General features: G+C 55.1%; 12 protein-coding genes, 1 tRNA gene and 1 pseudogene. 10 read left to right on the forward strand and 4 right to left on the reverse strand.

All coding sequences use genetic code 11. The features are described 5' to 3' along the window. Positions 1 to 345 precede the first annotated feature (345 nt). Entirely contained in the window at positions 346 to 1,668 is a 1,323-nt protein-coding gene (locus tag BFR47_RS11205; RefSeq protein WP_071473158.1) for a Na+/H+ antiporter family protein, read from the reverse strand. 237 nt (positions 1,669 to 1,905) lie between these two features. On the opposite strand from BFR47_RS11205, the gene BFR47_RS11210 reads away from it, so the two are divergent. Further along, complete coding sequence (locus BFR47_RS11210) at positions 1,906 to 2,511, forward strand: peroxiredoxin C (protein WP_071473159.1); 606 nt, start codon at positions 1,906 to 1,908, stop codon at positions 2,509 to 2,511. 68 nt (positions 2,512 to 2,579) lie between these two features. On the opposite strand, the gene BFR47_RS11215 is transcribed toward BFR47_RS11210, so the two are convergent. Beyond that, positions 2,580 to 2,825, reverse strand: a complete 246-nt coding sequence (locus tag BFR47_RS11215) for a TIGR02647 family protein (RefSeq protein WP_071473160.1) — start codon at positions 2,823 to 2,825, stop codon at positions 2,580 to 2,582. 172 nt (positions 2,826 to 2,997) lie between these two features. Here BFR47_RS11215 and BFR47_RS18020 point away from each other — a divergent pair, with 172 nt between their 5' ends. The 4 genes and pseudogenes from BFR47_RS18020 to BFR47_RS18685 all read left to right on the forward strand — a co-directional run bounded on the left by BFR47_RS18020 (position 2,998) and on the right by BFR47_RS18685 (position 5,238). Further along, the gene (locus BFR47_RS18020) at positions 2,998 to 3,675 is read left to right on the forward strand and encodes an ATP-binding cassette domain-containing protein (RefSeq protein WP_175514103.1); all 678 of its coding nucleotides are present in this window, start codon (positions 2,998 to 3,000) and stop codon (positions 3,673 to 3,675) included. Between the two features lie 76 nt (positions 3,676 to 3,751). Continuing rightward, the gene (locus BFR47_RS18025; protein ID WP_245748900.1) at positions 3,752 to 4,462 is read left to right on the forward strand and encodes an ATP-binding cassette domain-containing protein; all 711 of its coding nucleotides are present in this window, start codon (positions 3,752 to 3,754) and stop codon (positions 4,460 to 4,462) included. 120 nt (positions 4,463 to 4,582) lie between these two features. Continuing rightward, positions 4,583 to 4,843: pseudogene (locus BFR47_RS18680) on the forward strand (cupin domain-containing protein); the annotation flags it as partial. Between the two features lie 107 nt (positions 4,844 to 4,950). Continuing rightward, complete coding sequence (locus BFR47_RS18685; protein WP_245748901.1) at positions 4,951 to 5,238, forward strand: cupin domain-containing protein; 288 nt, start codon at positions 4,951 to 4,953, stop codon at positions 5,236 to 5,238. Between the two features lie 77 nt (positions 5,239 to 5,315). Here BFR47_RS18685 and rnt read toward each other — a convergent pair whose 3' ends face one another. Next, positions 5,316 to 6,011, reverse strand: coding sequence for a ribonuclease T (rnt, locus tag BFR47_RS11230; RefSeq protein WP_071473161.1), 696 nt, complete (start codon positions 6,009 to 6,011; stop codon positions 5,316 to 5,318). 249 nt (positions 6,012 to 6,260) lie between these two features. On the opposite strand from rnt, the gene BFR47_RS11235 reads away from it, so the two are divergent. The 3 genes from BFR47_RS11235 to BFR47_RS11245 all read left to right on the forward strand — a co-directional run bounded on the left by BFR47_RS11235 (position 6,261) and on the right by BFR47_RS11245 (position 9,635). Next, a tRNA-Ser gene (locus BFR47_RS11235) sits at positions 6,261 to 6,348 on the forward strand. 96 nt (positions 6,349 to 6,444) lie between these two features. Further along, entirely contained in the window at positions 6,445 to 8,196 is a 1,752-nt protein-coding gene (locus BFR47_RS11240; protein WP_071473162.1) for a site-specific integrase, read from the forward strand. A gap of 905 nt (positions 8,197 to 9,101) precedes the next feature. Next, a complete protein-coding gene (locus BFR47_RS11245; protein WP_071473163.1) occupies positions 9,102 to 9,635 on the forward strand; it encodes a ribonuclease H family protein in 534 nt (177 codons plus the stop codon). Positions 9,636 to 9,956: 321 nt separating this feature from the next. Here BFR47_RS11245 and BFR47_RS11250 read toward each other — a convergent pair whose 3' ends face one another. Then, entirely contained in the window at positions 9,957 to 10,589 is a 633-nt protein-coding gene (locus BFR47_RS11250; RefSeq protein WP_071473164.1) for a recombinase family protein, read from the reverse strand. A gap of 812 nt (positions 10,590 to 11,401) precedes the next feature. Between BFR47_RS11250 and BFR47_RS11255 the strand changes: the two genes are divergently transcribed. Both BFR47_RS11255 and BFR47_RS11260 read left to right on the forward strand, forming a co-directional pair. After that, complete coding sequence (locus BFR47_RS11255; protein ID WP_071473165.1) at positions 11,402 to 11,752, forward strand: MarR family winged helix-turn-helix transcriptional regulator; 351 nt, start codon at positions 11,402 to 11,404, stop codon at positions 11,750 to 11,752. 149 nt (positions 11,753 to 11,901) lie between these two features. Then, entirely contained in the window at positions 11,902 to 12,975 is a 1,074-nt protein-coding gene (locus BFR47_RS11260; protein ID WP_071473166.1) for a type I restriction endonuclease, read from the forward strand. The last annotated feature ends 99 nt before the right edge of the window (positions 12,976 to 13,074 follow it).

Below are 13,074 nucleotides of genomic sequence, written 5' to 3' on the forward strand. Positions count from 1 at the left end.
AATATGGCGCATCGCGACGCCGGTTACACAAGAGGTGTCCATCTCATCATCCCTGTCATGTGACGGTCGGCTGAGGCAATCCCTGTTGCCTCTTCTTGACACCTGAGTTAGCTGTTGGCATCACAAGCAGGCGACGCCGGAGCTGTAAGGAGGGTAAAGGGATTTGCTCCTCCGACCCACCGCGCCAGGGATGGCGCGGTGGAGCCCCCATGGGGTTCACGGCGTGTCGGAGGAGCTGGCCCTTTGTCCGACTTTCTGTATTACATGGCAGACAGAAAAATGCCGGGGCTTGCCCGGCATGAAATAGTGGTAGTGCAGATGTCGCTGTTTTGCTTACAGCTTGAGTTACAGCACCATGGCCGCGATCCAGCCGAAACCGATCAGCGGCAGGTTATAGTGCACAAAGGTCGGCACCACCGAGTCCCAGATGTGATCGTGCTGGCCATCGGCGTTCAGGCCCGAGGTCGGGCCCAGGGTCGAGTCGGAAGCGGGTGAACCGGCATCACCCAGGGCGCCGGCGGTACCGATGATGGCCAGGGTCGCCAGCGGCGAGAAGCCCAGCGCGATACACAGCGGCACATAAATGGGGGCGATAATGGGAATGGTGGAAAAGGACGAGCCGATGCCCATGGTGATCAGCAGTCCCACCACCAGCATGGCCAGGGCGGCGAGGGCCTTGTTATCGCCGATCAGCAAATCCACCGACTGTACCAGGCTGCCGATGCCGTCGGTGGCCTTGATCACGGCGGCAAAACCGGCGGCGGCGATCATGATGAAACCGATCAGTGACATCATCTTGACCCCCTGGGTAAAGGCGTCCTGACTTTCCTTGTATTTGATGACGCCACCCAGGGTGAAAATGACGAAACCGATCATGGCACCGAGAATGATGGAGTCGCTGTACAGCTGCAGGCTCAGGGCGCTCAGAATGGCGACCACGGCGATGGCAATATGGGCGAAGTTGATCTGAACATGTTCGGGTTCGACGGCCAGTATCTTGCTCTCGTCATACTGGCGGGGCTTGCGGTAGCTGATAAACACCGCCACCAGCAACCCGAGAAACATGCCCCCGACCGGAATGGCCATGGCGGTCGGCAGCATCGATTTGCTGACGGCTACCCCGTTGTCCACCAGATTGGCCAGCAGAATGTTGTTGAGGAAGATACCGCCAAAACCGATGGGCAACATCATGTAGGTGGCGGTGAGTCCAAATGTCAGTACGCAGGCCACGGCGCGTCTGTCCAGCTTGAGCCTGGCCATGACATGCAGCAATGGCGGGATCAGGATGGGAATAAAGGCGATATGGATGGGGATCAGATTCTGGGATGAAATGGCCACCAGCAAAATGGTGCACATCAGCAGCGCCTTGATCCACAGCATGCGGCCGCTACTGGCATCCTGGCCCAGGGCCTTGATTACCTTGAGTGCCAGCAAATCGGTGATGCCGGAGCGGGCAATGGCCACGGCAAAGGCGCCGAGCATGGCGTAGCTGAGGGCGATGGTGGCGCCGCCACCGAGGCCATTGGAGAAGATATTGACCGTTTCGGTGAGAGACAGGCCACTGGCCATACCGCCCACCAGGGCGCTAAGAGCGAGGGAAACCACCACGTTGATGCGTAGCAGGCTGAGGGCCAGCATCAGGCAGACGGCGATGACAACAGGATTCATTGATTATCCTTATGGTATTGTTGGCTGAGGGAAACAAGGGGGGGTAGTTTGCAAATTCAGCCTCGAATGTCGAGCTTTTTTGTCTGACAGCGGTATTTTCCGCTGCTGCAACTTTATGCAACCGTGCACATATTGGCTGTGCTGCCCCTTGGGTTTGGCCGTCGTCGCCCATATACTGTGTAGTCGAATGAGATGGTTTTCTGGAAACCCATTAGTGTAATCACCAAGGAGATAGACATGAGCGTACTGGTTGGCCGTCAGGCCCCCGACTTTACCGCTGCTGCTGTACTGGGTAATGGCGAAATCGTTGAAAACTTCAACCTGAAGGAATTCACCAAGGGCAAAGCGGCCGTAGTGTTCTTCTACCCGCTGGACTTCACCTTCGTGTGCCCGTCCGAGCTGATCGCCTTCGATCACCGCTTTGAAGAGTTCCAGAAGCGCGGCGTTGAAGTGATTGGCGTGTCCATCGATTCCCAGTTCAGCCACAACGCATGGCGTAACACCGCCGTGGAAAACGGTGGTATCGGCCAGGTGAAATACCCGCTGGTTGCCGACGTCAAGCATGAAATCTGCAAAGCCTACGACGTAGAGCATCCGGAAGCCGGTGTGGCCTTCCGTGGTTCTTTCCTGATCGACAAGAACGGCCTGGTACGTCACCAGGTGGTTAACGATCTGCCGCTGGGTCGTAACATCGACGAAATGCTGCGCATGGTTGATGCCCTGGAATTCCACGAGACCAACGGCGAAGTGTGCCCGGCCCAGTGGGAAAAAGGCAAGCAAGGTATGCAGGCGTCCACCGAAGGTGTAGCCAAGTACCTGTCCGAGAACGCCAGCGGCCTGTAAGCCCCTCGCGGTTCCGAACGAAATAAAAATGCCGGCAGCCGCCGGCATTTTTTATGCGTGATGACCGGTCAGGCGGTTTCGGGCTGGCGTAACAGGGTTAGCAGGGCCTGGGCGTGTTCACTGGCTTCCCGGCCCAGATCGGTCAGGTAACCGCCGTCTGGCTGGGTGCTCAGCCCCTTGTCGTGCAGGCGAATAGCGGCGGCAATCAATGCCGGCTCGGCATCGTGATGGACCTTGATGCCTTGCTGAGTGGTGTCGAGATTGAAATGCAACAACAGATTCAGTTCGTTGATCAGGTCTGGATGATAGCGCATATGAATTCCTCGATGAAAAAAGACGACCTTCAGACGGTAGCCTGTTCTGTCGGCTTCGGTTGAGTGCTGGCTCACAGTTAACGATTTACCCGTTCATTTTGTTACTTGCATCACAGAGCCGGGTTGCCGATGATGTGTTTTTTGTCATTTATCGAGAAGGAACTTTGATCCCATGACCGCCATTCGTATCAGTAACGCCGACTTTTCCATCGGCGAGCATCATCGCCTGGCTATCCGGCAGCTTGAGCTGGGTGCTGGACAATGCTGGAGCTTTGTCGGTGCCAATGGCAGCGGTAAAACCGCCCTGGCTCGTGCGCTGGCCGGTGAGCTGACGTTGCTGAGTGGTGAGGCCGACAACGGCTTCGAACGCATCGAGTGGGTATCATTCGAGCAACTCCAGCAGCTGATGGATCGGGAGCGGGAAGAAGACGAAAGCGACTTGCTCGACTACGAGGATCAAGGCCACAGTGCCCGCCAGATCATGCTGGAGGAAGGCGGCGATGCGGCCCTGCTGGACAGCCTGGCCACGCGGTTCGGTATTCAGTCGCTGCTGGACCGGGGCTTTCGTTTTTTGTCCACCGGTGAGACCCGCAAGGTGCTATTGTGCCGCGCCCTGTTGCAACAGCCGGATCTGTTGATCCTGGACGAGCCCTTCGACGGCCTGGATGTGGCATCGCATGAGGGTCTGATGAGCCTGCTGCAGGAGCTGGTGGCAGCGGGGCAGACCCTGGTGCTGATCCTGAATCGTCTGGAGGAAATTCCCGATTTTTCCGACCGGCTCGGTATTCTGACCGAATGCGAGCTGGGCCTGGCCGGCCCCCGCGCGAGGTGGCGGCCTCGGCCCAGCTGATGCAGCTGACTCACCTGGCGGCGATGGAAGCGGCGACCCAGGCGTTGCCTCCGGCCGATCCGGAGCCCGGCGCCGGGTGCTGGATGCGGATACTCCGCGTATCATCATGCGTGACATCAACGTCAGCTACGGTGACAAGCGTATTCTCACCGGACTCAACTGGCAGGTAGACCCGGGTCAGCACTGGCAGATCATCGGCCCCAATGGCGCCGGCAAGTCGACCTTGCTGAGCCTGGTGACCGGCGATCATCCTCAGGGTTACAGCAACGATCTGACCCTGTTCGGCCACCGCCGAGGGAGTGGGGAGAGCATCTGGGACATCAAGCAGCATATCGGTTATGTCAGTACCACCATGCAGCAGGATTACCGTGTTACCGCCACCCCGCGGGCGGTGATCCTGTCCGGCTTCTTCGACTCCATCGGTATCTATCAGCAGCCCGGCGATGCCCAGCTGGCGCTGGCCGACCGGTGGCTGAGCCTGCTCGGCATGCAGCAGCTGGCCAACGAGCCGTTCCGTCATTTGTCCTATGGCCAGCAGCGGCTGCTGCTGATTGTTCGCGCCATGGTCAAGCATCCGCCGATCCTGATCCTGGACGAGCCGTTGCAGGGGCTGGACAGTTTCAATCGACACTGGGTCAAACGCTGGATCGATCTGCTGGTGGCCGAAGGCGGCACCCAGTTGCTGTTTGTGTCGCATCACCAGCAGGATGCGCCGAGCTGCATCAGCCACCGGCTGACCTTCGTGGCCGATGGTGATGGTTATCGGTATATCAATAGTGAGGTGTGAGGTGCCAAGCACGAGGCGGTAAGATCAAGGAGCCTCTCGGTGTTTCGTACTTGACCCAAACGCGAGGGCGGGCGAGGATGAGCCTACCCTCGTCTGTCGGGACATGAACCGATGCTGAACATGAATTTTTCCCAACCGCTTTCCCTTAACTACGACGCCGGCCGCTGGCAGCCATCACCGGCTGCGGGCGTATGGCGCTATCCACTGGAGCGACAACAGGCCGAAAGCGGCCATGTGACCAGCCTGGTGCGGTTTGAACCTCATGCTCGTTTTCCCGAGCACCTTCACCCCATGGGTGAAGAGTTCTGGGTGCTGGAAGGCACCTTTTCCGACGAGAGCGGCGATTATCCCGCCGGCAGTTATGTACGTCATCCGCCCGGCAGCCGCCACGGCTCCTTCACCCGCGAAGGCTGCCTGATTTTCGTCAAGCTGAACCAGTTTGACGAAGATGATACGAGGTGGCTGAAGGTGCTGCCCGGGCAGGGGTTATGGATCAGCGGCAATCAGGCTATCGTCGCTTGCCGTTGCACCATCATGGCAGTGTGCATACCAGCGTACTGCACTTTCCCGCAGGGGGCTCCTTTCCGCAGTGCCGTTATCGGCACGGGCTGGAAATTCTGGTGCTGGAAGGTGAACTGCGGGAAGGGGACGCGGGCTACCCGGCGTTAAGCTGGCTGCGTTTTCCGCCCGACAGTCAGCCCGCGTTGCAGGCCGGCCCCGATACCCGATTGTGGGTCAGGACCGGTCACCTGAGCGTGCCGGTCACGGTTGACTGAAACGCCCGCACCCCGGTTGAATGACGGCCGGGGAGCGGGCATGACGATTGTTTGCTCTCGATGCCAGTGGCGGCGCCTTATATCGAAGGCGTCGACTCGGCCGGGCCGCTGTTGTCTTCGTTCACGATATCGGTCTCGATGGGAGCGAGGGGCCAGCCGCCCAGCTCCTTCCAGCGATTGACTATCCGGCAGAACAGTTCGGCAGTTTTGCTGGTGTCGTACAGGGCGCTGTGCGCTTCCTTGTTGTCGAAGCTCATGCCGGCGGTTTTACAGGCTTTGGCCAGCACGGTCTGACCCAGGGCCAGACCGGCGAGGGTCGCGGTGTCGAAGGTAGCGAAGGGATGGAAGGGATTGCGCTTGATACCGGCGCGTTCCGCCGCCGCCATCACGAAGCCGTGATCGAAGGAAGCGTTGTGGGCCACGACGATGGCGCGTTGACAGCCGTTGGCCTTGAGTCCCTTTCGGACGCCCTTGAAGATTTGCTCCAGGGCTTCGTGCTCGGACACGGCCCCGCGCAGGGCGCTGTAAGGGTCGATGCCGGTAAAGGCCAGGGCGGCGGGCTCGAGGTTGGCGCCTTCGAAGGGGGAGACATGGAAATGAAAGGTCTGATCCGGTACCAGCCAGCCGTTCTTGTCCATCTTCAGGGTAATGGCGGCAATTTCCAGCAGGGCATCGGTACTGGCATTAAAACCGCCGGTTTCCACGTCGATCACCACCGGATAATAGCCCCGAAAGCGTTCGTGAAGCTGAGTTAGCGCTGCTGTTGCCGTCATTATCGTCCTAATTTACCTGAAAAAACCGGGTGGCTATTATGCCAGAATCCCCCGCTGTCGTCGCCTGTCACGACCGGGTAACGCCGGGGTGGCGCAATATTGTGCAAACAGTTCGGCGGTGAGGAAAAAAAGATTGCATGCCGGCATCGGCTTGCCTACTATACGCCCCGCTCGCCGAGGACAGTAACAGACCGGCAGCGATAATAAAGTGGTGAAAGTGACACCAGTTATCAAAAAACACAACAATATGGTGAGGTGTCCGAGTGGCTGAAGGAGCACGCCTGGAAAGTGTGTATACGGCAACGTATCGAGGGTTCGAATCCCTCCCTCACCGCCAAACAAGATAAACCCTTGATTCTTAACGGACTCAAGGGTTTTTTCGTTTCAGAACCCAAGTCGCCTTTCTCCTATTGGTACAGAAAGGTGGTACAGAATGAGTGTCATGGCTACACCGTGGAAGCATCCTAAATCCGGGGTCTTTTACTTTCGTCGTCAAGTCCCCGCTGATATTCGCAATGGCATTGGCCGCTCTGAGTGGAAGGTCTCACTCAAGACCAAGGAACTGTCCGTTGCCCGTCCCCGCTTTGCCGCCGAATCAGCCCGGTGCGAAGAAGCCTTTGCCGCCGCCCGTGAGCAGCTTGCCGGTCGTTCCCGTGTTATTGCTTCAGATGCCCCCAAGCTAGCAGACCGCTGGGCATCCGGTGTCATGGACGGCTGGGAGCGTCAGCCGGAAAGTATTGCCGATTTTCTGGTAGTCACTGATGGTGATACGTTACCAGCAAGTGATGTGGTGGATGCAGATAGCTCCAAGGCTCGACTGGTTACCGTTGAGCCCTTCATCAGACAGTCTCTGAAGACTCACCATTTGCCCCTGCCAGACGAAGCAGAACCAGCTCACCGAGCGTTGGTGGAATCCTTCTTCCAGCGGTGGCTGCAACTTTGCCAACTGGCAGCTCGACGCCATCGAGGCGATTGGTCAACACCGCTTCACCTGCAAGCGGCTCAGGCTCCATTGCAAGCTGAACGGCAGCAGAAGCCGGAGGTAACTGCCCCAACTCTCTCCGAGGTGTTCGAAGCATGGGCAGATGACAAGCGCCTGACTGATGGTGATACCCGCAGCACCCAGAAGACCGTCAACGACTTCAGCTCCACCATCAACCGCTTTATCGAGCTGTTCGGGGACTTAGCGGTCAGTCAAATCACCCGAGTTCAATGTCAGGAGTTCCGTGCTCTGCTGGGCAGGTTCCCGGCCAGAGGCAAAGGGACTCGTGGTCTGTCTGCAAGAGAGCTAATCGCTAAGGCTGAAGCGGAGAACATGCCGACTGTGGAGCTGACCACCGTCAGGAAGCAACTGCGAGCCCTCTCTGCCGTCCTTAACTTCGCTGTGCAGCGGCTGGATGTGATCAAGGAGGAGCCAATCTCTGCCTCTGGAATGCTGAAGGGCATTGCCAAGGCCGCCAAGCGTTCAGCGACCCGCACCGCCGAGGACAAGCACTATACCCGAGCTGAACTGCTCACCATCTTCCGCAGCCCCGTATTCACCGGTCAGTGGAAGCCGCCCAGAGCCGACTTCGGTCAGGCGCTCTACTGGCTGCCTCTGCTTATGCTGTACACCGGAGCCCGACGAGAGGAGCTGGCACAGATGCTGGTATCCGATGTTGGCCAAGATGAGGACACTGGTATCTGGTATCTCTCAATTCAGCCCGGTGACGACAAGACCATCAAGACCGGCAGCAGTCGGCGCAAGGTGCCACTTCATGCAGACCTGTTGGAGCTGGGTTTCCTCAACTATGTGCGTTCACTGTCGGTCAGCGGTCGGTTGTTCCCCAAGCTGCAACCGCATCCGGTCAACGGCTATGGCCATGCAATCGGAAAGGTATGGGCCAAGTACTTGAAGGTAGTCGTCAAGCTCACGACTCAGGCAAGCCCGTCACATGGCTTCCGGCACAGCTTCAAGACGCTCTGTCGTGAGGCCGGTATCGAGACGGCAGTCAGTGACTGGATCACTGGTCATGCACCCGTCAACGTGGGTGGCAGCTATGGCAGTAACCCGCTGCGGCGCATGGCTGAAGAGCTGCAACGGTTTCCCAGTATTGCCGCCGAGGCCGGGTTGTTGAACAAGCCAACGGTGCCGGTTGAGGTCAGCCCCCACAGTGATCACCAGATCCCCGCAGAAGCAATCTGAAGCTTTTTTACTGGCTTGGTATAGGATTGCCTTGGGTGAGGATAGCTGATCTGTATGGCGATTTGAGGGCGTTTAAACGCAGGGTTCAGAGCGGTTGTCATGAAGGAGGGCACAGCCCATTTGTAACGTGAATTCACTGAGAGAAAGAGCATCTGTTCACGTCCTACCGAATACTGAAAAGTTGCAAGATAACTGCAAGATCGACGACGTTCGAATTAGGTGACACTTATGGAGGAAGAGAACGCTTTTCGACGACGTTCCTCCTCCCGCCAAGACCTCGCCGAGCACGGTCAAGTAACTGTCGCTCATGAGCCTACTTTCTTTGAGCTTTCGGCATGAGCTGTATGAACGCACCTGTGGAGCATTTCCACTGGTGGCAGTTGAGGCAGACATGAACCGGACAAGACTGCGCAGATGACTTGAGGGGGCACTGTGGTGAGGTCGGCTACATCTGATACGACACGGTTCAGGTGGTGGAAGTAGAGGGGGCGAAGCCCCACCTAAAGGTGGGACTAATAGTTGTTCTACAAGAGCTTCTCTTATCCATTACCATCTTTAGAAAAAACTAATACTGGTCTCTATCTACTAGACCTGACATCAAGACTGACTTGTGGTCACTCCATCAGACTCACTCACAGTGACTACCACAAGGACAACTTGATGATCTCTCCCGTGATGGGTTCAGACACGGATAATGATGATGGTGATTCATCGTTGTCAGCTTTCCCTTGTCGGTATCCATCAGCTCTGTCGGCCTCTCCCTGAGCCGACCTCAGATTCCATCTTTCCCATTAACCCAGTGACACCCTCGAAGGCGACTGGTCAGGTAGGCGGTATGCGTCCGCTCACTGGTCTGTCTGCCTGAAGGGAGCCAGTCGCTTTCGAAGTTGAGGACGCAATCAACCATGACATCTTCCATCATACGACTCTACACAGACGGTTCGTGCCTGAAAAACGGTGCTGATAACGCTCCCGGTGGTTGGGCAGCAGTGCTTGAGAGCGGGCATAAGCAACTCCGTATCAGTGGACACGCCACACCATCGACCAACAACAGCATGGAGCTGCAAGCCATTCTCGAAGGACTCAAGGCTGTTCAGGCCAGTCAACAGACCATCCATATCTACACTGATAGCGCCTATGCCCGGAATGGATGCAAAACGTGGCGGTTCAACTGGCGAGCCAAGGGATGGCTGACCAGCAACAACAAACCCGTGGAGAATCAGGAACTCTGGCAGCAACTGGATGAACTGCTTGACCAGCACGAAGTCCAGCTCTTCAAGGTGAAGGGCCATAGCGGACACCCGCAGAATGACCTGGCTGACAAACTGGCGGTAGCTGCGGCTCGCGGTCGGACAGTCAGGGAATATCGGCAAGCTGGTGACTACGAGTATGTTCGGCCAGCACGGGAGACCGAGACCTCCGAGGAGGCAGTACAATGAGTGAGGCTACCCTGAGCATCCGTAATCAGCCGCGCAAGCCCATCCTCAAGGAGGTCAAGGTGAACCGGAAGACAGGGCCAAGAGCCGAGGCTCGGGCCAGACTCCGGGAGCTCAAAGGGCCGGACACAGGACACAGGCGGCGTTAGGCCCAGGATTTTTTGCTACAAAAATGTGAGAGGGTATTGAACGCCCGCTGTCTACTGCTTCCCCCCGTGGCCCCCCGGTCGGCTCCAGCATAAAGCAAAGCCAGTGGGGGCATACAAAGGGCACTGGTTTGCCAGCTACAGGTTGACCGTCCGGTGCCTTCAATCTGCGGGGAAGCTACGCCCCAATATCTTCTTTGAGAATCCGCTGTACCGTACTGGGAGCACACCCGGCCAGCTCTGCCGTCTTCCTGATACTGAACCCTTTGGCCTTCAGCTCAGTGACCTTGTTTCGAAGCTGCTGATCAACGGGACGGCCACGGTAGACGCCTTTGCTCTTGGCAAGGGCAATGCCTTCAGCCTGTCTACGGCGTCTGTCCTCATAGTCCTTCCGGGCAATGGCGGCCAGCATATCAAGCAGCATGGCATTGACGGCATCCAGCATTCTGGCGGTGAAGTCGTCGTTGCTGCTGACCGTCATGGCTGCATGACTGGTGGGCAAGTCCAGCGACACGATTCTGACACCAGCTTGCTTGATGGCCGTCTTCAGTGTGTCCCAGTCAGCTTTGGTCAGTCGGGTCAGGCGGTCAACCTGCTCAATCAGCAGAACGTCCCCGGCGTGAGAATCTGTCAGCAAGCGCATCAGCTCCGAACGATCGGTCTTGGTGCCGCTGGCATTCTCTGTATACCAAGCGGCGACCCTTGCACCGTTGTCCTTGGCGAACTGCTCAAGCGTGGCCCTTGCCCTGTTGGCGTTCTGATCATCAGTAGAAGCCCGGAGGTATCCCCGGATGAAGTGTTGTGTGCTCATCACCCTCTCTCCATTAGTGTACCTATTTGACTGTATCTATTTATAGTGTATCCGTTTGGGTTGTCAATAGAGTCTTATCGGTACGATTTTTGTGGGAGAGTGATTGTGCTCGTTTAGGTATATCTTATTAGGTACAGATTGAGAGGCTGAATTTGGAATAGCAGTAGATAAGGAGGCGCTTCGAGTGAAGACAGGCAAGTGCAGCAGCTTTCCTTTATAAAAATGAGAATTGATATCATTTATTGGTGTTGGGGTGAATTTGTTTTTTGCTTCAGTTATAGCGGCAACTCACCCTTCGTCACATCATCAGGTTAGATATGATTTCTTCCTGACCTTTGTGACAGTGAGTGCATAAGAATAACAACTGGATGAAAACAGGCATTGATTGTCTAGGGCTGATAGCCTTGGTCATTCATTGATCGAACGGTAGTGGCGTTGGTCGTAACAATACAGTCTCGCATTATATGCCAGAATGGATTGTAAGTTATTGATTTAACTGATTTACTTGTTTGTTTTGTAATGCTATAGATAGGGTGTCTCTGACAGATCTGGTTTACTTTTCTAATCAGGAGGACACTCATGTTGGAACTCTCTATTGGCCGCTGGGGCTTTCATCTCAGGCTGGCAGGTTTGGTTATCCATGCCTTTCTAGGCGACTTGTACTTGAGGTGCCCCGGAATAGGGGAACTGGCTTGGAATTCGACGGGGCTGTACACAAATCGACTGTTTAATAAACCGTCACCTTCAGAGTGAAGGTCGAGCTTTATCCCCATCATTGTCATTTGTCAAAGTAGTAAATAACGGATCGAAACATGATTACTCACGCTGATATTTCCGAGAGAATTGCGCTGAGAAGACTCGCTCAGTCCATTGGCGAGATAAGAGAAGCATCCAGTGACCTGACACTGCAAGCCGCGCATATGTTCCTGCTGATCGCAGTGCAGCCAGGTATAACATCAAAAGAAATCATCAGAGAAACGGGCTTCTCCCAGTCTTCCTGCTCTCGCAATCTGGCCATGCTCTCCAAGATCCATCGGTTGGGAAAGCCCGGACTTGATTTGGTCACAGCAGAAGAAGACCCAGCAGAACGCCGTCGAAAAGCTCTGAGACTAACCTCGAAGGGTAAGGAGCTGGCTGCTCGATTGGCGGACATCCACAAGTAATGCCACTATTTTCGGTTTAATCCACTTCATTCAAGCAGTACCACTGTGACACTACACGCTTAGTACACATACTATGGAAGGGTTCTTATTGCATTATTTGGCCAATAATGTTGTATTTTAAGGTCAAATAATAACAAGGGGTACGGCGAATGGATTTTATGGAACGATTGTATGGGCTGGCCAAGAAGGTAAAGCAAGTCTCTGGTAGTTTATCTACAGAAGAAGCTACCAAAAACGCCTTGGTCATGCCCTTTCTTCACTCTGTGCTCGGTTATGACATTTTCGATCCCAACGAAGTTATTCCTGAGTTTACGGCTGATGTAGGGACGAAAAAGCACGAGAAAGTGGATTATGCACTGATGAAAGACGGAGCAGTGCAGATTCTGATGGAATGCAAAAAGTATGGTGATCCACTTTCCACCAAACACGCAAGTCAGCTTTTTCGTTACTTTTCAGTGACAAATGCCCGCATTGCGATTCTGACAAACGGCGTTCAGTACCAGTTCTACACTGATATTGACAAGCCTAACCGCATGGATGAGAAGCCATTTCTGACGCTTGATCTGGAAGATCTGGACGAACACGTCATTCCTGAGGTCAAAAAGCTCACCAAAAACTCATTCGATGTTGAATCCGTGGTAGATGCAGCAGGAGAGTTGAAATACCTGAATCAGCTCAAGGTTGCACTACAAGAGCAGTTCCAGTCTCCTGGTGAAGAGTTTGTGAAGTTCCTTACTTCCAAGGTTTATGATGGGGTTCAGACACCCAAGGTCAAGGCTCAATTCTTGGAACTTACAACTAAAGCTCTGAAGCAATTTTTGAATGACAGTGTAAATGCTCGTCTGAAGTCAGCTATGGGTGATGGTGAAACGAAAGCAGCTCCACCTTCCGCACCTGATGTTGCTGTAGAGGTTGAGGATAATAAGTCTCCCAAGATTGTTACTACCGAGGAAGAGGTCGAAGGCTTCAATATCGTTAAAGCCATCCTCAGACAGAAAGTGGATGCACAACGTATTGTTGCAAGGGATACCCAGAGCTATTTCGGTGTATTGTTGGATGACAATAATCGCAAACCGCTGTGCCGTCTGCGTTTCAATGCCAAGCAGAAATACATAGGAATCTTCGATGCTGATAAAAATGAGACCCGCCACTCAATAGAGACGTTAGATGATATTTTTGGGTTTGAAGACGATCTGAAAAATACCATCAACTTTTATGAGTGACAGAAGCAAGTGGGTGGCTGAGCTGCCTACGATTGTTTTTCATAAGTCACCTGTTAGGTAAGCCCTGATTTGATTTTGGGACAGGCGAAGAAGACCGAC

This window comes from Oceanisphaera psychrotolerans (assembly GCF_001870485.1).
In the GTDB taxonomy this organism is placed as follows: Bacteria; Pseudomonadota; Gammaproteobacteria; order Enterobacterales; family Aeromonadaceae; genus Oceanimonas; species Oceanimonas psychrotolerans.